At 30.5% G+C, this 22,600-nt stretch carries 21 protein-coding genes; 3 read left to right on the plus strand and 18 right to left on the minus strand.

Going from position 1 to position 22,600, the window contains the following annotated elements; genetic code table 11:
- Positions 1-21: 21 nt before the first annotated feature.
- Complete coding sequence (gene rny, locus Q0U74_RS03735; RefSeq protein WP_297392760.1) at positions 22-1,560, minus strand: ribonuclease Y; 1,539 nt, start codon at positions 1,558-1,560, stop codon at positions 22-24.
- A gap of 125 nt (positions 1,561-1,685) precedes the next feature.
- Positions 1,686-1,982: a LysM peptidoglycan-binding domain-containing protein gene (locus Q0U74_RS03740; RefSeq protein ID WP_297392761.1), complete on the minus strand. Its 297-nt coding sequence runs from the start codon at positions 1,980-1,982 to the stop codon at positions 1,686-1,688.
- A gap of 196 nt (positions 1,983-2,178) precedes the next feature.
- On the opposite strand from Q0U74_RS03740, the gene lexA reads away from it, so the two are divergent.
- Positions 2,179-2,799 carry a transcriptional repressor LexA gene (gene lexA, locus Q0U74_RS03745; RefSeq protein WP_297392762.1) on the plus strand — a complete coding sequence of 207 codons (621 nt, stop codon included), beginning with the start codon at positions 2,179-2,181 and terminating at the stop codon, positions 2,797-2,799.
- A 179-nt stretch (positions 2,800-2,978) separates the two neighbouring features.
- Here lexA and Q0U74_RS03750 read toward each other — a convergent pair whose 3' ends face one another.
- The 15 genes from Q0U74_RS03750 to der form a co-directional block, all read right to left on the minus strand.
- Positions 2,979-4,274, minus strand: a complete 1,296-nt coding sequence (locus Q0U74_RS03750) for a methionine gamma-lyase family protein (protein ID WP_297392763.1) — start codon at positions 4,272-4,274, stop codon at positions 2,979-2,981.
- Between the two features lie 8 nt (positions 4,275-4,282).
- Positions 4,283-5,191, minus strand: a complete 909-nt coding sequence (gene miaA / locus Q0U74_RS03755) for a tRNA (adenosine(37)-N6)-dimethylallyltransferase MiaA (RefSeq protein WP_297392764.1) — start codon at positions 5,189-5,191, stop codon at positions 4,283-4,285.
- Positions 5,192-7,054: a DNA mismatch repair endonuclease MutL gene (gene mutL, locus Q0U74_RS03760; protein WP_297392765.1), complete on the minus strand. Its 1,863-nt coding sequence runs from the start codon at positions 7,052-7,054 to the stop codon at positions 5,192-5,194.
- A complete protein-coding gene (mutS, locus tag Q0U74_RS03765) occupies positions 7,051-9,663 on the minus strand; it encodes a DNA mismatch repair protein MutS (RefSeq protein WP_297392766.1) in 2,613 nt (870 codons plus the stop codon). Before mutS ends, mutL begins: the two co-directional genes overlap by 4 nt.
- A complete protein-coding gene (gene miaB, locus Q0U74_RS03770) occupies positions 9,653-11,050 on the minus strand; it encodes a tRNA (N6-isopentenyl adenosine(37)-C2)-methylthiotransferase MiaB (RefSeq protein WP_297392767.1) in 1,398 nt (465 codons plus the stop codon). Before miaB ends, mutS begins: the two co-directional genes overlap by 11 nt.
- A gap of 80 nt (positions 11,051-11,130) precedes the next feature.
- Positions 11,131-12,507, minus strand: coding sequence for an NAD(P)/FAD-dependent oxidoreductase (locus tag Q0U74_RS03775; RefSeq protein ID WP_297392768.1), 1,377 nt, complete (start codon positions 12,505-12,507; stop codon positions 11,131-11,133).
- A 1-nt stretch (position 12,508) separates the two neighbouring features.
- Entirely contained in the window at positions 12,509-13,411 is a 903-nt protein-coding gene (locus Q0U74_RS03780) for an RluA family pseudouridine synthase (RefSeq protein WP_297392769.1), read from the minus strand.
- Between the two features lie 3 nt (positions 13,412-13,414).
- The gene (gene lspA / locus Q0U74_RS03785) at positions 13,415-13,870 is read right to left on the minus strand and encodes a signal peptidase II (RefSeq protein ID WP_297392770.1); all 456 of its coding nucleotides are present in this window, start codon (positions 13,868-13,870) and stop codon (positions 13,415-13,417) included.
- Positions 13,871-13,879: 9 nt separating this feature from the next.
- Positions 13,880-14,566: an RNA-binding protein gene (locus Q0U74_RS03790; protein ID WP_297392771.1), complete on the minus strand. Its 687-nt coding sequence runs from the start codon at positions 14,564-14,566 to the stop codon at positions 13,880-13,882.
- An 89-nt stretch (positions 14,567-14,655) separates the two neighbouring features.
- Positions 14,656-15,105, minus strand: a complete 450-nt coding sequence (locus Q0U74_RS03795) for a cell division protein SepF (protein ID WP_297392772.1) — start codon at positions 15,103-15,105, stop codon at positions 14,656-14,658.
- 9 nt (positions 15,106-15,114) lie between these two features.
- Positions 15,115-15,825: a YggS family pyridoxal phosphate-dependent enzyme gene (locus Q0U74_RS03800; RefSeq protein ID WP_297392773.1), complete on the minus strand. Its 711-nt coding sequence runs from the start codon at positions 15,823-15,825 to the stop codon at positions 15,115-15,117.
- 9 nt (positions 15,826-15,834) lie between these two features.
- Positions 15,835-17,082, minus strand: a complete 1,248-nt coding sequence (locus tag Q0U74_RS03805; RefSeq protein ID WP_297392774.1) for an HlyD family efflux transporter periplasmic adaptor subunit — start codon at positions 17,080-17,082, stop codon at positions 15,835-15,837.
- Between the two features lie 51 nt (positions 17,083-17,133).
- Complete coding sequence (locus Q0U74_RS03810) at positions 17,134-18,141, minus strand: NAD(P)H-dependent glycerol-3-phosphate dehydrogenase (RefSeq protein WP_297392776.1); 1,008 nt, start codon at positions 18,139-18,141, stop codon at positions 17,134-17,136.
- The gene (gene plsY, locus Q0U74_RS03815; protein ID WP_297392777.1) at positions 18,138-18,728 is read right to left on the minus strand and encodes a glycerol-3-phosphate 1-O-acyltransferase PlsY; all 591 of its coding nucleotides are present in this window, start codon (positions 18,726-18,728) and stop codon (positions 18,138-18,140) included. The genes Q0U74_RS03810 and plsY overlap by 4 nt, the downstream gene beginning before the upstream one ends.
- Positions 18,725-20,065 carry a ribosome biogenesis GTPase Der gene (der, locus tag Q0U74_RS03820; protein ID WP_297392778.1) on the minus strand — a complete coding sequence of 447 codons (1,341 nt, stop codon included), beginning with the start codon at positions 20,063-20,065 and terminating at the stop codon, positions 18,725-18,727. The genes plsY and der overlap by 4 nt, the downstream gene beginning before the upstream one ends.
- Before the next feature lie 108 nt (positions 20,066-20,173).
- Between der and Q0U74_RS03825 the strand changes: the two genes are divergently transcribed.
- Both Q0U74_RS03825 and Q0U74_RS03830 read left to right on the plus strand, forming a co-directional pair.
- A complete protein-coding gene (locus tag Q0U74_RS03825) occupies positions 20,174-20,953 on the plus strand; it encodes a threonine/serine exporter ThrE family protein (protein ID WP_297392779.1) in 780 nt (259 codons plus the stop codon).
- Entirely contained in the window at positions 20,950-21,411 is a 462-nt protein-coding gene (locus Q0U74_RS03830; RefSeq protein ID WP_297392780.1) for a threonine/serine exporter family protein, read from the plus strand. Before Q0U74_RS03825 ends, Q0U74_RS03830 begins: the two co-directional genes overlap by 4 nt.
- A gap of 32 nt (positions 21,412-21,443) precedes the next feature.
- Here the strand turns inward: Q0U74_RS03830 and Q0U74_RS03835 are convergent, their stop codons facing one another.
- Positions 21,444-22,595 (minus strand): TraB/GumN family protein, encoded by a 1,152-nt coding sequence (locus Q0U74_RS03835; protein WP_297392781.1) that lies wholly within the window; start codon positions 22,593-22,595, stop codon positions 21,444-21,446.
- Between the last annotated feature and the right edge of the window lie 5 nt (positions 22,596-22,600).

A 22,600-nucleotide genomic window follows, 5' to 3' on the forward strand; every position in this document is an offset into this window, starting at 1 on the left:
TGACACAAGTCAGGTTCTTAATTATTTAGCGTATTCAACTGCTCTAGTTTCTCTTATAACATTAACTTTAATTTGTCCAGGGAAATCTAGTTCAGCCTCTATTCTCTTAACAATATCTCTAGCAGTAATAGTAATTTCTGCTTCAGATATTTTTTCGGGTTTTACTATTATACGAATTTCACGACCAGCTTGAACAGCGTAAGACTTTTCAATACCATCAAATTCATTGGCAATTTCTTCAAGTTTTTCAAGCCTTTGAATATAAGATTCAACAGTTTCGCGTCTTGCTCCAGGTCTTGCTGCGGAAATAGCATCAGCTGCTTGAACTAAAACTGATTCAACACAATTAGGTTCAACATCGCCATGATGTGATTGGATTGCGTTAATTACAAATTCGGATTCATGATATTTTCTTGCAATTTCAACTCCAATGTCAACATGTGGAGCATCAAGGTTTCTATCTACAGATTTTCCTATATCGTGTAGAAGTCCGCCTCTCTTTGCAAGCTTAACATCTGCACCAATTTCTCCTGCTAATATTCCAGCAATTTCAGCAACTTCAACTGAATGTTTAAGGTTATTTTGACCATAACTAGTTCTATATTTAAGTCTACCTAAATATTTAATAATTTCTGGATGAAGTCCGTGAACTCCAGCATCGTAGGCTGCTTGTTCACCTGATTCTTTAATAATAGTTTCAACTTCATTTTTTGCCTTTTCAACTGTTTCTTCAATCTTAGTCGGATGAATTCTGCCGTCATTTACAAGTTTTTCTAAAGCTACTCTTGCTATTTCCCTTCTGATAGGGTCAAAACAGGATAATACAACAGCTTCAGGAGTATCGTCGATAATTAAATCTACTCCAGTTATTGATTCAATAGCCCTAATATTTCTACCTTCCCTGCCTATAATTCTTCCCTTCATTTCATCATTTGGAAGATTAACAACAGCAACAGTAGATTCTGCAACTTGGTCAGCGGCACATCTTTGAATAGCTTGTGCAATTACATTTCTTGCATATTTCCCGGATTCTTCTTTAATTCTATTTTCATTTTCTTTTATAATAAGTGCTGATTCATTAGTAATTTCTTTTTTCAATTCATTGAGCAAAATCTCTTTGGCTTCATCTTTGGTAAGACCAGCAACTTTTTGAAGTTCCTCTTCTCTCTTTTTAATAAGTTCGTCAACTTGATCTTCCTTTTCTCGAAGACCTTCTAATTTCTTAGTAAGTTTTTCGTCCTTATGTTCAACTTGAGCAGACTTTTTATCTAAAAGCTTTTCCTTAGATATAACACGGTCTTCCATTTCTTTGATTTCAGCTCTTCTAATTTTTGCTTCCTTTTCATGCTCAGATCTTAGTTTTTGAATCTCTTCTTTAGCTTCAACAAGTAAGACTTTCTTTTGAGTTTGAGCTTGATTTTCAGCATCGTAAATCATCTTTTGTGATAATTCTTCAGCATTTTTGAGTTTACCTTCAGAAATATATTTTCGAATAGCATAGCCAACAGCCAGGCCAATAATTCCGATAATAACGACAATAATTAAAGTATTAAAATCCATTCATACACACCTCCTATTTAGTTTTCATGTTTCAAATTTTAAAATCATTTTTAGGCATAAGCCTTAGAATAATTGTATATCTTTTAAAAGCATAAGTCAAATAAAAGCGTGTGCATGAACTTTATCTATTTCCTTTCATATACTGGTATAGCTAGTTTATAACCTGGTTTAATCTCATAAGGTGAAATCTTATTTAACTTTTCCACATCATAAATAAATTTCATTTTATTCTTATATTCATAATTATTTGAAATCGTCCACAAAGTATCACCTTTTTTTACAGTATAAACATCTATTATAGCATCATCTTCCTTCAAAAAATTAATATCGTCAACTTCCTTAATAATTAATCCCGAATTAAAAATAAAAATTATAAATAAAAATAAAAATACTTTTGGTTTGTTAATAATAATTCTCTTCATAAAATCACCTCATATAATTTTGTTCGAATTAAGTTTAAACACTTGTAGTAAACAACTGTATCAAATATAAGTTCTAAACATATGTTACAACGAAAGTTCTACTATGTCAAGGAAATAATACAATTATTTAAACTATCGTTTGAAATACTTGTTTAAGTGTGATATTATTAGTGTAGAAAAATTAGGAGGTAAACCCATGTACGAAGATCTAAACCAAAGAGAGCTTGAAATATTATTTTTTATTAAGAGATTTATTGAATCTAAGTCCTACCCACCTACTGTTCGTGAAATTTGTGCTGGTTGTAATATTAAGTCAACTTCAACTGTTTATTACGCCCTTGAAAAATTAGAATCTACAAATTATATTAGAAAAGATGCTTCCAAAACTAGAGCCCTTGAAATTGTTCCCCAAGATGATGACATACTTATGCTAAAAAAGAAAACTGTGGATGTGCCAATTGTTGGCAGAGTTACAGCTGGTGCTCCTATTTTAGCCGTTCAGAATATTGAAGATACTATGCCCCTTCCTGTTGATTTTGTTTCAAATAAAGAACTTTTTATTTTAAAGGTTAAGGGAGAAAGTATGATCAATGCTGGAATTTGTGATGGAGATTATGTAATTATTGAAAAGACAAATTCTGCAAGAAATGGAGAAAAAGTTTTAGCCTTAATAGAAGATGAAGCAACTATAAAGACTTTTTACAAAGAAAAGGATAGGTATAGACTTCAACCTGAAAATGATAATATGGAACCTTTCTACTTTGACAAAGTTGATATATTGGGAAAAATTGTTGGACTTTACAGAAAAATGAACTAAAAAATAACCTTACTGTCTATGAACAGTAAGGTTATTTATATTATACTTTATTTAAAAAAATAGTGAGACTTTTATAGGGATGTGTATATGCGTCTCTTTTTTTTTTAGATTAATTTGATTTCAAATTTTAGTAAATATGTTTATAAGATTTTATGAGTTTGTTTTTTACAAAAGACATTTTAGTCTTCTTGGATTGTAACTAAATTTTCCTTATCAAGTGCATTTAATAGATGTATCAATGCGAATTTAATATGATAGTAAGAAAGTCCTCCTTGAAAATATACATAATAAGGCTCTCTCATTGGTCCATCTGCTGAAAGTTCTATGGATGAGCCTTCTATAAAGTCCCCTGCTGCCATTATTACCTTGTCATCATATCCTGGCATGTCCCAAGGCATAGGAGTAAATTCTGAGTCAACTGGAGAAGAAAATTGAATGTATTTGCAAAATGTTTCTAAAATTTCAGGTTTTTTTAGTTCAATTGCAGTTACAATATCGCTTCTTGGGTCATCACTTGATGGAATAGTTTTAAAGCCCAATTCTTCAAAACATTTTGAAAAAAGCATAGCTCCCTTTATTGCATCTTCAACAATTTTTGGTGACATAAAAAGTCCTTGAAGGATTTGTCTTGTCATGCCAAAGGTAAGTCCGCAGTCCTTTCCTATTCCAGGCGCTGTTAATATATTTGCTGCTCTTTCTACAAGTTCAGACTTCCCAACTACATAGCCACCAGTGTAGGAAATTCCTCCTCCTGGATTTTTTATAAGTGAACCTGCCATAATGTCTATTCCAAGCTCACTTGGCTCAATAAGTTCTGTAAATTCTCCATAGCAATTGTCCACAAAAATTTTTATATTTTTATTTATCCTCTTCACTTCATCAATTGCTTCTTTTAGTTCAGAAATTGTGAAGGCCCTTCGATTTGAATAGCCCGTTGACCTTTGCATTATTACAAGAGAAGTGTTATTTCTAATATAATTTTTTATGCTCTTTACATCAATTTTATTATCTATAAGAGGCACTTCAGAGTATTCATATCCAGTTTTTATTAAAGAGTCAGGGCTGTCTCCTCTTAAGCCAATTACCTTTTGAAGCGTGTCATAGGGCGTAGAAGTAACAGATAAGAAGTGATCTTTTGGCTTTAAGACAGATTTAATTGCAAGTGTTATTGCATGAGTTCCTGAAACAATGTTTGACCTAACGAGACTATCCTCTGTCTTAAAAATTCTAGTGTAAATACTTTCTACCTTGTCTCTTCCAATATCTCCATATCCATAGCCTGTAGTCCAGTTAAAATCTGTAGATTTTAAACCTTCTTCTTGCATAGCCTTTAAAATTTTGACTTGATTATACTGTGCAATGTCACTAAATTCTTGAAATCTATCTTTTAATTTTTCTTCATTTTTATTTACAAAATCAATTATTTTTTTATCAATATTATATTCTTCTTCAAATAATTTGTCGTATATTGTCATCTTTTCTCCTAAACTAATCTACTGTCAATATAATTTTCTATATCAGATAGTATTGTGTCTGATTCTCTATCAAACCACTTAATTCTTTTTTCTCTTCTAAACCAAGTAAGTTGTCTCTTGGCATAGTGCCTTGAATTTTTCTTTATTAAGTCTACCATTTCATCAAAATCTATATTGCAATCTAAATAAGAAATTACTTCTTTGTAGCCAATAGCCTTAAGTGATTGTGAGTTTTTGTCGAGTCCTTCGTCTAAAAGATTTTTCACTTCATCTACAAGACCTAAGTCAATCATTTTATCTACTCTTTGGTTAATCTTTTCATAAAGTTTAGCCCTATCCATATTTAGTCCAATGTAAATTAAATTGTAGTCCTTATTTTCTTCTCGAAAATTGTCTCCCTTTTTATTGCCACTTTTTAAAATCTCAAGAGCTCTTATAATTCTCTGAGCGTTGTTTTTGTGAATTTTTTCTGCCATAGCTCTATCCTGGTCTTGAAGTTTTTCGTATAAAAATTCGCTTCCCTCTTGATCTAAAATCTCTCTAAGTTCATCTCTATAGTCATAATCGGGCTCAGTTTCTGTAAAATCTAAATTATACACAAGAGAGTTGATATAAAGTCCTGTTCCTCCAATTAGAAAAGGAAGTCCGCCTCTATTATTTATGTCAGTAATAATTTTTTTTGCCTGATTTTTAAAATCAGCAACAGTAAAATTATCAGAAGGCTCTATTATATCAATCATATGGTGGGGGATTCTTGTTTTATTTAAATCAATTTTTGCAGTACCAATATTTAATTTTTTATAAATTTGCATGGAATCACTGGAAATTATCTCGCCCTTATATTTTTTTGCAAGTTCAAGGGAAAGTTCTGTCTTCCCTATTCCAGTTGGTCCTGTTATTATAACTAAATTTTCCATTTATTCCCTCAAAAATAATTTTGATATAGTATGCTTTGATACTTCAACAACAGTAGGTCTGCCATGAGGACAAGTGTAGGGATTTTCACAATTTTTCAAGTCCCTAATAAGTGACTCAATTTCCATATCTGATAAGTCATCTCCAGCCTTAACTGATGCCTTGCATGCCTTTTTCATTATTTTATATAAATCAGCCTCATAATTTGAAGAAATATCCTTGTCCAAAGAATCAATAATATCTCTTATAAAATTTACATAGGTTGGCAAGCCGAAAATCATTGGAACTTCTCTTAATACTACAGATTTGTCGCCAAAATCCTCAATTTTAAAGCCAAGCTTTGTAAATAATTCCAAATAGTTTAAAATTTTATCGTATTCCATTTGATTTAGTTCAATTATTTCTGGCTTAAGTAAAATTTGTGAAGTGATTTCACTCTTTAAATACATGTGCAAAAACTTCTCGTAGTTTACTCTTTCGTGGGCAGCATGTTGATCTATTAGAAAAGTAATGCTCTCTTTTTGGTTTTCTAAGAGAATATAAGTCTTAAAGAGAACACCTGCTATTCTTGTATTTAAAAGTTTTTCATCTATATGACTTTTTTCTCTGTTAAATAAAAAGTTGTCTTCTTCATGTTCTTCAGTGAAAAATTTTTCTTCTTCTGAATTTATATCTTCTTTTAAGCTTTCTTTATATAAAACAGCATCTTCATTAAAGGTTTTCTTTAAAGAATCTTCACTTGTCTCATTTTCTATATCCCAAAGGCTTTTTAAATTTGTATCTTTTTCTTGTTTATCAAAGTCATTATTTTCATCATCTTCAAAAATATCAAAGACACTTACATTTTCCTTTTTGTCTTCTATTTCAATTTCTCTAATGCTTCTATTTGGAAAAATCACTTCTTCCACAACTTCAGCCAAAAGAGCACTTAAAATATTTTCATTGGAAATTTTTATTTCATTTTTCTTTGGATGAATATTTACATCAATTAGCTTTGGGTCAATGTCAAGGTATAATACAAAGACAGGATACCTGTTTAATGGAATTAATGAGTGATAATTTTTTTCCACTGCCCTTGATATGTTAATGTTTCTTATAAACCTTCCATTTACAAAAATATACTGGCTATCTCTATTGGATCTAAAAAGTTTATTGTCAGAGAAAAATCCCTTAATCTTATAATTTTCTGATTCAAAAGACCCTTCATTTAAAGAAGATGCAATTTCTGAACCTAAAATACTAAAAATTCTGTTAATGGGCTCCTTGTCGCTTCCTGTATTTAAAATAATTTTTCCATCTCTAATTAAGGTAAATTTAACATTATTGTTGCTAAGGGCAATTTTTTGTACAATGTCAATTATATTATTTATCTCAGTTAAATCCTTTCGCAAAAATTTTTTTCTAACTGGAGTGTTATAAAAGACATCACTTATGACAAAGGTTGTGCCCTTAGGCATTCCAACTTTATTTTTCTTTATAATTTTTCCATTTTCAATTAAGAGAGAGTTACCTGCAAGGTCCTCTTCCCTCTTAGTCATAAGTTTTATTTTTGAAATATTTGAAATACTTGCAAGAGCTTCTCCACGAAAGCCTAGTGTCCTTATTTTTTCTAGGTCTTCAATTTTTTCTAGCTTTGATGTGGAGTGGCGAAGGAAGGCTACTTCAAGGTCATCTTCAGAAAAGCCTGAGCCATTATCTGACACCTTTATATAGTCAGTGCTCTCCCCTCTTATTTCCACTATAATGTCATCTGCTCCTGCATCAATAGAATTTTCCACTAATTCCTTAACTATTGAGGCAGAGTTTTCAATTATTTCTCCTGCAGCTATTTTTGAAATAGTTGCTTCATCTAAAAGCCTAATCATTGTAACTCCTTAGATTTATTTACAATTTCATTTAACAAATTAAAAGCTTCCATAGGACTTATTTCGAGAATATTTATTTCCTTTAACTTGTCTATAAAGTTCATTATTTCTGGATTGTTGTTTTCTTCTCTAATATATTCCTTATTTAAGTCAATGCTTATATCTTCGTTTTCTTTTTCAATTACATATAATACTTCTTTAGCTCTATTAATTATAGTTTCATCAATGCCTGCAAGCTTTGCAACATCTATTCCATAGGAATTATTTGTAAAACCCTTTATTATTTTTCTTAAGAAAATTATTTCATCATCTTGTCTATCAACTGCAATAGTTAAATTTTCTACTGAATCATACTTATCTTCAAGGTGGACAAGTTCGTGATAATGGGTTGCAAAAAGGGTCTTGGCTTTAATATTTTCTGCAATGTATTCGATAATTGCATTTGCAATGGCAAGTCCATCAAAGGTGCTAGTTCCCCTTCCAACTTCATCTAAAATAAGTAAGGATTTTGGCGTTGCGTTGTCAATAATATCGGCAACTTCTTGCATCTCAACCATAAAGGTAGATTGTCCCTTGGAAAGATTGTCGCTTGCACCAATTCTTGTAAATATTCTATCTACAAGTGAAATATTTGCACTATCACAAGGCACGAAGGATCCTATATGAGCCATAATAGTTATTAGGGCAACCTGTCTCATATAGGTGGACTTACCTGCCATGTTTGGTCCAGTGATTATGTGAATCATATGCTTATCAGTGTCAATAAAAGTATCATTTGGAACGAAAAATTCATCTCTTATATAAGATTCTACTATTGGATGTCGACCATTTTTTATTTTAATAAAGCCTTCCTGGTTAAAGTCTGGTCTTACATAATTGTTTAAATTAGAAACTTTTGCGAGAGATAAAATTGAGTCTAAATTTGAAAGCTTATCAGCTAATATTTGGATTCTATAAATTTCACCTGCTATATAGTCTTTTAGGCCATTATATAATTCAGCTTGTAGGCTTAAAGCTCTGTCCTTGGAGCCAAGGAGCTTTCCCTCCATATCCTTTAATTCAACAGAGAAAAATCTTTCTGAGCCAACTAGAGTTTGCTTTCTAATGTAATCATCTGGCACTTCATCTAAAAAAGATTTGGTAACTTCAATAAAATAACCGAGAATTTTATTGTGTTTAACCTTTAATTTTTTTATTCCAGTTCTCTCTCTCTCTTTATTTTCAAAATCCAGTAGCCAGTTTTTTCCTTCAGTAGCAATTTTAAAGAGTTCATCTAAATCCTCAGAATAGCCTTCTTTAATTATTCTATTTTCTTCTATTACCACAGGAGGATTTTCAATTAAAAGGGCATCTATTTTTTCATAAATATCATTTAAATCTATAAATTCACTTGCCAAAGAATTTAAATAATCATTCTTGTAATTTTCTAAAATTTCTTTTATTTTCTTAGAATTTATAATTGTATTCTTAAGAGAATAAACTTCTCGAGGATTTACACTTCCATTGGAAATTTTAACAACAAGCCTCTCAATGTCATAAACTTCCTTTAAGATTTTTTCTAATTTGTCTTGAAGAAGTAAGTCTTTAGTAAAGGATTCTATTAAATTTTGTCTCTCATAAATTTTATTTAAATTTACCAGTGGACTTTCCACCCATTTTTTTAACTTACGAGAACCCATAGAAGTGCAACACTTGTCAAGCACATCTAATAGGGAACCCTTTTTGGTAAAAGTATTAAGGCCTTTAACAACTTCAAGTGTTCTCTTTGAGCTTTCGTCTAAGATTAAATAATCAAAATTATTATAAAGTTTAATATTATTTATGTGCTTTAAATTTATTTTTTGAGTTACTACCAAGTACTGTAAAATCTTTTTTAATGATGTGTAATCAGAAATATTATTTGTTGATAAGAAATTTTTTAAATTTTCTTTGAAATTTTCACTAAAGTATTCCCCAAGATCTTTAAATAAATTGATTTCCTTTAAATTATCTGAAAGATAGGGATTTACAAAAATATTATCTCTTTTTATTTTCTCTTTAAACTTTGAAGTAACTTCATCATTTAATAAAATTTCATTGGGACTAATTCTGTCGATTTCATCTTGCAAGAAATTATACAATTCGGACTTGGACAAAAAAGTTTTTTCTGTAAAATAAATTTCTCCCGTTGAATAATCTGAATATGTTAAATTTAAAGAATAGCCGTGAATAAAAATTGAAAGAAGATAGTTGTTTAAATCACTCTTTAAATATTCAGTGTCCGTAAAAGTTCCCGGAGTAATAATTTGAGTTACTTCTCTTTTAACTATGCCTTTGGCGAATTTTGGGTCTTCCATTTGGTCGCAAATAGCAACCTTATAACCCTTATTTATTAATTTTGAAATATATCCCGATGCCACATGATATGGAACTCCACACATAGGAGCCTTTTCTTCAAGGCCTGCGTCTCTTTTTGTAAGAGTAATTTCAAGTTCTCTTGATGCAAGAAGGGCATCATCAAAAAACATTTCATAGAAATCGCCAAGCCTAAAAAATAAAATTGCATCAGGATTCTCATCCTTTACAGCAAGATATTGCTGCATCATAGGAGTTAATTTTTCACGATTCAATTTTTTCACCTACTAGAGAAAAACTATTTGCATCTGTTACCTTAACCTTTAAAATTTTTCCAATATCGCTTTTATTTCCCTTGAAATTTATTAGTTTAAATTCATCAGTTCTTCCACTGACATTGGTATCGTCTTTTTTTGAGAAATCTTCAACAAGTACATCTACATCTCTTCCAATAAAAGCTTTATTTTTCTTTTCTTGAATTGGATATAAAATATCCAAAAGTCTCTCAAACCTTTCATGTTTAACTTTATCAGGAACTTGCTCCATTCTTGCAGCAGGAGTATTTTCCCTCATGGAATAAATAAAAGTAAAGGCTGTGTCGTACTCAACTTTTTTAACTAAATCTAAGGTGTCAAGAAAATCTTCTTCACTTTCACCTGGAAAACCTACCATTATGTCTGTGGAAAGGGCAATGTTTGGATTAACACTTTTTACCTTATCTATCTTTCTTAGATAATCTTCCTTTGTGTATTTTCTGTTCATCCTCTTAAGAACTCTTGATGAACCAGCTTGAACTGGGAGGTGTAAGAAATTGCAAAGTTTATCTAAGTTTTTAAAGGAATAAATTAATTCATCGGATATATCCTTTGGATGTGATGTCATAAACCTAATTCTTTCTATTCCCTTTATGTCATTAATTTCTTCAAGAAGATTTGCAAAAGAATATTTATCGTCAAAAGTTTTTCCATAAGAATTTACATTTTGACCAAGGAGAGTTACTTCCTTAGTTCCATTTTTTGCAAGCTCCTCAATTTCTTTAATTATATCATGAGGTCTTCTGCTAGTTTCTCTTCCCCTTGTGTAAGGAACTATGCAATAGGAACAAAAATTGTTGCAACCATACATAATATTCACATAAGACTTAAAATTGTAAAGTCTATTTGCGCCGAGAGAATTATCTATGCTAAGTGGATTTTCTTCTATATCAATGGCAAGCTTTTTGCCATCATAAGATGCCTTTAATAGCTCTGGCAGTTTCCAAATATTATTTGTTCCAAAGATAATGTCCACATTTGGAAATTTTTCTATAACATAATTTCTTGACTCTTCTCTTTGCATCATGCAACCACAAACTGCAACTTTTATATTTTTTTTCTTAGACTTTAAATTTTTTAAATTTCCAAGTTGACCGTAGACCTTATCTTCTGCAGAATGTCTTACTGAGCAAGTATTTAAAATTATTAAATCAGCATCTTCAACTTCGTTAACAAAGCTGTAGCCCATTTTTTCAAGTAGCCAAGTTATTTTTTCAGAATCGTGTTCATTCATCTGGCAGCCATGAGTAATGACAAGGGCTTTCTTTTCATCAATATTTTCTTTTATATCTCTAATGTACTCATTTACATTGTTATTTATATCATTAATTAGTTCTTTATTTTCCATATACATCCTCACTTCATATCTTTATATTATAACTGAAAAACAGCCTATTTATCAAGAAAAGAGTATGCATACACATACTCTTAAGACATAATACTATTTAAATATCTAGCCACATACACTCCGCAGGCAGAGGCTTGTGAAAGTGAATGAGTGGCACCTCCACCATCGCCAACTACAAAGAGACCGTCCACTGAAGTTTCAAAATTCGAATCAGTTTCAACTCTTGAATTATAAAATTTAACTTCAACTCCATATAAAAGTGTATCGTCATTTGCAGTTCCTGGTGCAATTTTATCTAAGGCGTAAATCATCTCTATAATTGAGTCAAGTTGTCTCTTAGGAATTACAAGAGACAAATCACCTGGAGTCGCCTTTAAGGTTGGCTCAGTAAAGCATTTAAGCATTCTTCTCTTATCAGATCTTCTTCCTTTGACTAAATCTCCAAATCTTTGCAAGAGGACTCCCCCTCCAAGCATATTGCTAAGTTTTGCTATTGATTCCCCATATTCGTTGGAATCTTTAAAGGGTTCTGTAAAAGTATTGCTAACTAAAAGAGCAAAGTTTGTGTTGTCAGATTGAAGTTTAGGGTCAGCATAAGAATGCCCATTTACAGTTATAATGCCGTTGGTGTTTTCAGCTACTACTTGTCCATAAGGATTCATACAAAAAGTCCTTACAAGGTCATTGTAGCCCTTAGTTTGATAAACTATCTTTGACTCATAGACTGCATCTGTTATGTGTTTAAAAACCTCTGCTGGTAGTTCAACCCTAACACCAATATCTACTTGGTTTGAAAATAAATTTATATTAAATTTTTTGCAAACTTCTGAAATCCATTTAGAACCACTTCTTCCTGAAGCAAGAACTAATTTGTCACAATAAAAAGTTTCTCCCTTGTCAGTAGTAAGTTTAAAGTCTTCATTTTTTTCAACATCAACTATTGTTGTGTTAAAAATAATTTCAACCTTGTCCTTGGTCCACTCATAAATTTTTTCTAGGATTTTCACATTTCTATCTGTGCCAAAATGTCTAACCTTGGCATCCAGCAAGTGTAGGTCATGTTTTAAGGCAAGAGTTTTTAAATTTGATGCACTTGTTTCATAAAGTTTTGAATTTCCACCGTCAAATTTGCATAGAACGGAGTCAACATATTCCATTAGTTCAATTGACTCTTCTTTGCCAATGTAGTCATGCATTTGTCCGCCAAAATTTGTTGTAATATTATATTTTCCATCAGATAAAGTACCTGCTCCACCATAACCATTCATGATATTGCAAGGTTTACAGCCAATACAGCTTTCAACTTGTCCTGTTTTTATCGGACACTGTCTTTTATAAATTATATTGCCCTTGTCTATTACCAGTACCTTTAAATCTGAATTTAACTTTTTAAATTCGTAAGAGGCAAAGACTCCACTTGCGCCTGAACCAACTATTATTACATCATATTTATTCAAATTATTTCTCCTTGCTAAAGATAGCCATAAAATCAGTGAACCTCTTTGGAAATTCATCAACAATCTCAAGTTCTTCACCTGTAATTGGGTGAATAAATTTAAGTTTATAAGCGTGTAAAAGCTGCTTATTAATCTTATATTTGTTTTTTATGCCATAGGTTTCATCGCCAACAACTGGATGATTTACATAGGATAAATGCACTCTAATTTGGTGAGTTCTACCAGTATGTAGTGTGACATCTAAAAGAGTAAATTTATCAAAGTTTTTTAAAACATGAAAACTTGTAAAGGCATTCTTAGAATTTTCTTCAACAACTTTCATCTTAACTCGATTATTGGGATCTCTTCCTATGGGTGCATCTACATCAAAGTCCTCATAGATATTACCATGGACTATTGCCAAATAATGTTTCTCGATTTCTCGATTTTTAAACATCTCTACCAGTTTATAATAAGCCTCATCTTTTTTTGCAATAATCATAAGACCAGATGTATCCTTATCAAGCCTATGTACAATGCCAGGTCTATCCTCATCTATTGGGTTAGATAGATTTTTAAATTTATAAAGTAAAGCATTAACAAGAGTTCCACTTTTATTTCCTGCACCTGGATGGACTACTAAGTCCTGGGGCTTCGATATTACAGCAAGATATTCGTCCTCATAAATTGTGTTAAAATCAATATTTTCTGGAAGAAGTTTTTCCTCATCTTCAAAAGAAACTGTAATAGTATCCCCTTTCCTTAAACTATATCCTGCCTTTACAATTTTTCCATTTAATAAAATATTTCCAGATTCAATATGGTTTTTTATTTGCGACCTATTTATTTCAAGTTTTTGATCTAAAAATTTATCAAGTCTAGAATCAACATCAAGAGTACTTACTACAAAAGTATTTTTATACATAAATCACCTTTTATTGTCGTGAAGAACTATTCCAATGGAAATTAAAATTGTTCCAAGAACAATAAACATATCGGCAAAATTAAAAATTGCAAAATCATGACCAAAGAACCTCATACTTATAAAGTCAACAACATAGTGAAGTCTAATTCTGTCTATGAAGTTTCCAATAGTTCCTCCAATAAGAAGACTGAAACTAACTAAATAAATAAAGGGAACTTTATTGTAATTTTTAATTAAAAATACAATTAAAAATAGTAAAACTAGGACAGTTATAACTGTAAATAGAGATCTAAATCCTTGTAAAATTCCAAAGGCTGCACCTCTATTCTCTATGTAATAGAGTTTCAAAAAGTTGTCAATTAGTACAATTGGATTTTCATTTGCAATATTTGCAACCACCAAATATTTTGTAAACTGATCTATAATTATTAAAATAATGCTAAAAATAGCAACAAACATAATATCTCCTTATTTATTTAATCTCACTAAAACTACAAAATTGCCTTTTTTTGTGTTTCCTTCAACATCAAAAATTCTAAATCTTCCATACTTTCTTAGAGAAACCAAGTCACCTTCCTCTAGCTCAAAATGAGATCTTGTCTCTTTGGCAAAATTCACTTTTACAAGTTCTCCATCTATCATCTTTTTAACCTTTGACCTAGACAGATTAAATACCTTAGAAATTAAATTATCTAGCCTAAAGGAAGAGACAACAATTTTTTTGTAGTCATAATCCTTTTTTGGAAGATTAGAAATTTTATCTTCACGACTGAGGACAATATTGTATTTAGAAATTTTTGTTAAGTTTATTTCTATAAAGTTTGCAATTTCTCTTTTAACAAAAAAATAAGTGAATTTTTCTCCAATTAAAATATCACCTATTTTTTGCCTGTCTATACTAAGACCTAAAATAGATCCCAGCACATCGCCATGTTTAATTTTTTCATTAGATTCAAATTTAAATAAGACAATATCATCTGCATCATTTTCAATTTTATAACTAGGATAAATATAAATGATGCAAGATTCACTGTCATTGTAACCCCCATGGATTTCATAGGAGATTTCATCTTTAAACCTATTTAAAATGGAAATAGACAAATTAATCTCATGAGGATTTAAAAAATCTGTAGACTCAGTAATATGACTCTTCATTACAGATTCTATTTTGTCAATAACTTTCCTTATAGTAGTCCTTTCCTCAGACCTATTAATATGATTAATTAAATCTATTCTGTTTAAATTTACCAAGGAAACATTCCGTTGTTTTTAAGTTGCTCTTTTAATCCATCGATTTCAACATTATTTGGTGCCAAGATAAAAATATCTTTGTTAACTTTTTGCATCTTTCCATCAAGGGCATAAAGAGCTCCACTTACGAAATCAAATATTTGTCTCTTAACATCAACATCAAGTTGTTCGAAGTTAAGAACTACTGCTTTGAAATCTCTTAAATCATCAACTATAAGTGGTGATTCATCATAAGAAAGTGGTTCATGAACGGTAATTATCATATTACTTGTTGATACTCTTGGTTTAGCCTTAGTATGAGTGATGTTTTTTGGTGCATAAGTAGGTTCAACAACCTCTGCTTCCTTTGCATCATCTTCAAAATCTTCGTCAAAATCTTCGTACTCATATTCATCTGCAAAGCCAAAGATTTTCTTTAGTTTGTCCATAGTTTTTTCTGCCATAATATCCTCCTAATTATAATTTCTATTTCCAAATAATTTAGAACCAACTCTGATCATATTGGATCCTTCTTCGATTGCCAATTTAAAATCATGGCTCATCCCCATTGATAAATATTTCATCTCAACACCATCATAGTTTTTTGATGCAATATTTTCAAACATTATATTCATCTTCTCAAATAATTTTCTCAGCAAAGTTTCATCAGGATTATTTGGAGCAATAGCCATAAGCCCCTTAATATTAATATTTTTATAATCTAAAAGTTCATAAATAAAATCTTCAGTATCTTCATATTTTATTCCTGATTTACTCTCTTCATTGCCAATATTTATTTGCACAAGACAATTTACTTTGATGTCATCTTTTTCTGCTCTCTTATTAATTTCTTGGGCTAATTTTATTCTATCCAGAGATTGAATTAATTCTACTTTGTCATAAATATATTTTACTTTATTAGTCTGTAAATTGCCAATCAAATGAAAATTTATTTTATTATTTTTTAACTTTTCTTCAATTTCTTTATCTTCTATCTTTGAAAGGAGTTCTTGAACCTTATTTTCACCAAAATCTACGACACCAATGTTGTTAAAAACCTTTATCATTTCCACTGGATGCGTCTTTGAAACGGCGATAAGTTTTACATCTCTTTTAAAATTAGAATTATTCTTTGCTATTTCTATATCTTCATAAAGTTTTTTTAAATTGTCTTCCAAATTCAAAATATCACCTCAATTTAAGATTCTTGACTCATCTACAGTTTTTGGATTTATTACTATTGCGTCGTTAACAGTCACAGTTTTATAACTTTTATCTCCAATGTTAATAACTGACTCTTTATTTCCTTTGTTGATAAAGACATAATCATTACTTTCACTTACTATCTCCACGGGCACAAATACTACAAGTCCCTTTATCTCTTGAACATATACTCCAGTGAGATTATCTCTTTCTATTAAAGTTGACTTTGGTATTTCATAGCCTTTAGTTTTATTTACAATAATTTTTCCATCATGAATCCTATTGGAATACATATTTTCAAAATATCTATCTAAGCTAACAATAATTACGGCATGATTATTATCCTTATTTATTTTTTCCACTACACCATAAATATCTTCAATTTCTGGAATTTGTATTTTAACAGAATCTCCAACATTGTAATTTGAAATTTGTGAAACATTGTTTATAGTGCAGGCAACTTTCCAATTTAAGTTATTTACTATTTTAAAAAGCGGATCTCCATTTTTTACCTTTGTTTCCATTTCCAAGCTTTTAAAATTGTAACTTTTATTTAAGTATTTATAAGTAAACTTGTCTAAATTATCGATTTTAAAATAATCTTCATTGCCATCAATTTTATAAGTAACAATACCACTAAATTCTGCAAGATATGAAAAATTAAATTTAGAAATTTTGTCTTCTAAATCTTTTTCTTTAAGTATAAGAGCATTCTCTGATAATTCAAGATATTCCTTTAATTCCGCTTCATTTATATTTTCCATAGAAGCTTCATCTGATGAATTAATATCAAAATAAACCCCAGAATAATTTTTATTTTTTATTTGTTCTTGAAGATTTTTTGTAAAACTCAAAGAATTTTCTTTTTGTACAGGTTCAATACCCTTTTTTATCTTTATTGCTGCCTTGACTTTATTTAGTTCATCCTTTAAAGAGGATACATCTTCCATTAAATTCAAATTTGCAACTTCATAGCCTACAGGCACTTTTTGACCCTCACTGGCATGAAATACTACAATCCCATCTCCTTTAGAAAAATAAGCTTTTTCATCAAAGAGATTGTAAATTTTTGTGTCAATATCCTTTTCAAAAGTGGTCAAAGTTGGAAAAATTGTTTTATAATTATTTACTCTACTTCCTCTTATTAATTTTGCAAAAAATATAATTAAAATCAAAAAAATTAAAAGAGCGAGAATCCTTCTCTTGAAAAATTTATTTTTTTTTAAAAAACTGTTCAAAAAACCACCTATTCATCAAATAATTATATCACAAACTCCTGCAATATGTTATTATTCGAAGAAGATTTGCTCTATTTCGTCTTTATTTTTTCTAGTCATTAAATCATACACAGCTTTATTTGGGTCGTAACCCTCATATAAAACCTGGTAAAGTGCGTTAGTTATTGGCATTTCAATGTTCTTTAGCTTAGAAAGTTTATAAGCAGACTTAACAGTCTTTACTCCTTCCACTACTTGACCAACTTCCTTACAAGCTTCCTCCATAGATTTACCTTCGCCAATTAATATTCCAGCTCTTCTATTTCTTGAGTGCATACTTGTACAAGTTACTATTAAGTCACCAATACCAGAAAGACCATTAAAGGTATGTGGGTTTGCTCCCATGGCAATGCCCAGTTTACTCATTTCATAAATTCCACGAGTCATTAGTGCTGCCTTTGAATTATCTCCATAGCCAAGACCATCATTCATTCCAGCAGCAAGAGCAATAATATTTTTTAAGGCTCCACCCATTTCTACACCTATTAAGTCGGGGTTAGTGTAAATCCTAAAAATTGAAGTTGAAAATTCGTGCTGAATAGTCACTGCAGCCTTTAAGTCTAGAGAAGAGGCAACAACTGTAGTTGGAATGTCACTACCCACTTCTTCAGCATGAGATGGTCCAGAAAGAGCCACAAAGGGATTGTCTTTTAAAATTTCTGATGAAATTTCTGAAATTCTATCTAAAGTTTCAAGTTCAATGCCCTTTGATAAATTGACAATGATTGTATCCTTTGAAATCTTGTCCTTAATTTTATCTAAAATTTCTCTAATGCTAGATGTTGGCACTGCAATTACAAATACATCAATATTTTTAAGGACGCTATCTAAATCATTAGAAAGGTTAATATCATTTTTAAATTTTGCTCCTGGAAGATATTTTGAATTTTCTTTATTTTTCTTTATATCATCAATTACGTCTTTATTTCTAATGTAAAAATTTACCTTATGTCCCTTATTTGATAGAAGCCTAGCAATGGCGGTACCCCAGCTTCCACCACCACATAGTGTAATGTTCATTTTCTACCTCCTATTTTATTTTCATTTCCTGCTAATATTCTTTTTATGTTATCCTTATGTCTTATAATTCCAATTAAAGCAATAATATCAATTAAAATAATATTATAGGTAGTTAGGTCTGACATAAAAGTGTAGACAATAATAATTGAAATGAAAAATAAAATTGAACCTACTGAAACCATTTTTGTGAGAAAAGTTCCAAGGACCCATACAATATAGCAAATTAAAGTAAGTGGAAAATTAAAAAGAGCTAAAGCTCCTAAAGTTGTAGCAACTCCCTTTCCCCCTCTAAAATTCATGTAAAAGGGAAAGTCGTGACCAATTACAGCTGCAAGTATTCCCAATGGAACTAAGTTTAGTCCAAAAAGCTTTCCAATTATAAAAGTTACTGCTACTCCCTTTAAAAAATCAATTATAAAGGTTATTACCCCTGCTTTTTTCCCAAGAACTCTAATGGCATTAGTTGTGCCAGCGTTACCTGATCCATATTTTCTAATATCTTTATCTAAAAATAATTTTCCAATAATATAAGATCCAGAAATAGTTCCTATGAAATAAGATATTACTAAAACTAAGAGATATTTCATCTTCTAGGACCCTTGTCAGCTCTAGGACTAACTCTATTCTTAAGCTCTAAAATTATTGGAGTTCCGGTAAAGGAATAAGTATCTCTAATTTGATTTTCAATATATCTAAGATAAGAAAAATGGAATAATTCTTTATCATTTACTGACAAAAGAAATTTAGGTGGTCTAACACTTACTTGAGAACCGTAATATAATTTTCCTCTCTTGCCCTTGTCAGATGGTGGTTGGTTCATAAGAACCGCTTTATTTAAAATATCGTTTAGTACGCCAGTTTGAATTCTGTGGTTGTAATTGTTATTTACAACTTCAATTAAATCTAAAAACTCATTTACTCTTTGACCAGTTTTGGCTGAAATAAAAATTATTGGAGCATATAAGACGAAGGGAAGCTCATTTCTTATTTCCTTCTCAAAGTTTTTCATAGTATTTGTCTCTTTTTCAAGAGCATCCCATTTATTTACAGCAATAATAATAGCCTTATTATTGTCGTGAGCATAACCAACAATTTTAGAATCCTGTTCAGTTACGCCTTCAAGGGCATCAATCATAAGAACACATACATTTGATCTTTCAATTGCAGTAAGAGTTCTTATAACAGAATATCTCTCAACACCTGGAACAATTTTTTTCTTTTTTCTAAGTCCAGCAGTGTCTACAAAAATATATTCATTGTCTTTATATTTAATTAGAGAGTCAATTGAATCCCTAGTAGTGCCAGGGATATCTGTAACTATAGACCTATTTTCTCCAGTTAAATAATTTAGAAGAGAAGATTTTCCAACATTAGGTTTACCAATTAAAGTAACTCTTATTTGGTCATCATCTTCAAGACTATCAACTGGCGTCAAGTCATTTACAACCTCATCAAGCAAGTCCCCTACACCAGTGCCTTGTTCTGCACTTATGCCAATTGGTTCGCCTAAACCCAATTCATAAAAATCAAACATATTATCCTTTGTAATTTTTGAATCGTATTTATTAACAGCTAGGACAACCTTAGTCTTAGTTTTCCTTAAAAATTGCGAAATTTCCTCATCTGTTGGATTTAAACCCTCAGCACCATCTACTAAAAATATTACAACATCGGAAGTTTCCAGTGCCATATCAATTTGTGCCTTGATGCTAGACATAAAAATATCTTCATCCTTTAAATCAAGTCCACCTGTATCTACAAGTAAAAATTTATAATTAAGCCAAGATGCAGGTTGATAAATTCTATCTCTAGTTACACCTGGAGTATCTTCAGTTATTGAAACTTTTCTTCCTACAATTTTGTTAAATAAAGTAGATTTGCCTACATTTGGTCTGCCAATTATTGAAACTATGGGCATTTCCATATAATCACCCCTATCTTAGTAATTATAACAAATTAAATTATTAGATTCAATTTACTATTAACAATTGAGAATAAAAAAACTCCATAGTATAATTAATTTGGTGATAAAATGGCGAAAGTTTTAAATAATATAAAAGATGCTAAAGATTTAATGAATCTATCATTATTCACTGGCGCATTATTAATTCAAAATGGAGCAGAATCTTATAGAGCAGAAGACACAATTGAAAGAATTTGTAAGTCTGTCTCTAATATTTCAAATGTTTCTGCCTATGCCCTACCTTCTGCAATATTTATTTCAATGGAATTTGAGGGCGAAACTCTTAGCAATTTTAGAAAAATTACAATTTCAGATACAAATTTATATAAAATTGACTGTGTGAATTCTTTTTCAAGAGAATTTGTCTCACGAGATCTTTCAATTAAAGAAGGCTATGAAAAACTTTTTGAAATTGATGGGACTGAAGAAAATCCAAAGAAAATATATTTTTCTGGAGGAATTGCTTCTTCCTTTTTTACAGTTTTATTTGGAGGAGACTTAAAGGACTTTTTCGCAAGTTTTTTTATTGGTATTTTAATTCCCATAGTTCTTGAAAAACTAAGCTACTTTAAACTTTCTTTTTTCATAAATAATATTATCTGCGCCTTTATTACATCAGTTCTAGCAATTATTTGTGTTCGTTTTGGCTTTGGCTCAAATATTGATAACATTATAATAGGAGTAATAATGCTTTTGGTTCCTGGCGTTGCCATTACAAACTCTGTGAGAGATATTATGAGTGGCGAATTTATAACAGGTGCCATTACTATGATTAAAGCCTTCTTTATAGCCCTTGCTATAGCCTTTGGCGTCGGCGTTGGCTTAAAAATTATGAGGTTTATAATATGAAGACACTCTCACAATTTTTCTTATCAGCCTTTGCTACCTATGGCTTTACAATATATTTTAAACTTCCAAAAAAAGTCAGACTTATTACATCAGCTTTAAGTGGTTTTATATGGATTATCTACGAATTGTTATTTGACTTTAGTGAGAATTATATGATTTCTTATTTGATTTCATCTTTTCTTATTGGAATTTTTTCTGAAACTTTTGCTATTAAATTTAAAAAACCAGCCACAGTCTTTACGCTCCCTTGCCTAGTACCACTTGTACCAGGGGCTGGAATGTATTATATAATGTATTATTTTATCGAATCAAATTATTTTTTAATGCGAGAGCAAGTAATTAAAACAACTTTAACCACATCTGCACTTGCCCTGGGCATAGTTTTATCTCAAGGTTTAGTTAGAATTATAAAAGAATCTTCAAGAAAAATTAAGGCAAATAAAAAAGGTAATGGATAATTTCTCCATTACCTTAATTTTTTTGTAAGTTTTTAAAATAAACTTTGAATTATTTTACTCCCTGCAATAATTGTTCCTATTGATGAACCAATATTTGCCAGTATTACTACTAAAAGGGCCTTCAAAAATTTATTGTGAATCCAAGCTTTTATACTAAAAATATCATCAGGTATATTATTTACATCTTCAACTGTAGGTTTTTTTAAGCTTGCTTCTACAAGACCTGCAAACCAACCACAAGCAAGCATTGGATTAATAGATGTAAAAGGGGCTGCAACAAAAGCTGTCAAAACACTTAGTGGATGAGGAAGACATAATGTTGTTAAAAGAGCTGCGAGAACAGAATTAAATAAAAACCAGGATTTTATTTGAGTCATTCCTGTATTCATGCTTTGCTTAAAGCCAAGTCCAATTAAAAAAACAATTAAAATTGGAATTAACCAAGGAAGTACCTTGCCAGTAAAGGATTTTGGCGGAATTTTATTTAATTCATCAATATTTTGCTCTTTAAAAACTTCTTCTTCAACTCCTGGAGTATGAGCCGCGCCAAGAATGGCAATTACTTTATCTCCTGGAGCATTTTTAATATTATATGCTAGATACTTATCTCTTTCATGTAAAAGTGTTGCCGCTATTTGAGGATAATCCTTGCCCATGTCTTCAATTGCAAGTTCAAGGTTATCTCTTTCAATTAGTTTTTGTAGGTCCTCTTCTGAAACATCTTCATCATCGTCTATAGACATTAAAGAAAAAAATAATTTTATTTTTTCAAAAAATCCCATCTTTCTCCAAATTCGCATAAATGTTGTTTGGATACTTCTATCGGCTAAAACTAAATTAATTCCAAACTCTTCTGAAGCTTTCATTCCCTCAATCATTTCTTGACCAGGTTTTGTTTTTAGCTTTTTTGCAATATTTTTTTGGTAAGAAGAAAGAATTAAATTTGCAATTAAAAGTGTAACTTTTTTTTGTTTTATTATGTCTATAATATTTGTGTTCTTCCAGGCATCAGGATTTTTTAAATTTTCGTACCTTTGTTTATCAAGTTCAATACAAATTGAATCAGGTTTTTCCTCTTCAATAGTTTCTCTAACTAATTTTGCACTTTCTTGCGAAACATGAGCAGTTGGAATCAAAATTATTTCCTTGCCATGATAATCTATTCTAATTAATTTATTCTTCATTTTTC

Origin of the sequence: uncultured Peptoniphilus sp. (assembly GCF_946998875.1) — a bacterium.
Lineage (GTDB): Bacteria > Bacillota > Clostridia > Tissierellales > Peptoniphilaceae > Peptoniphilus_A.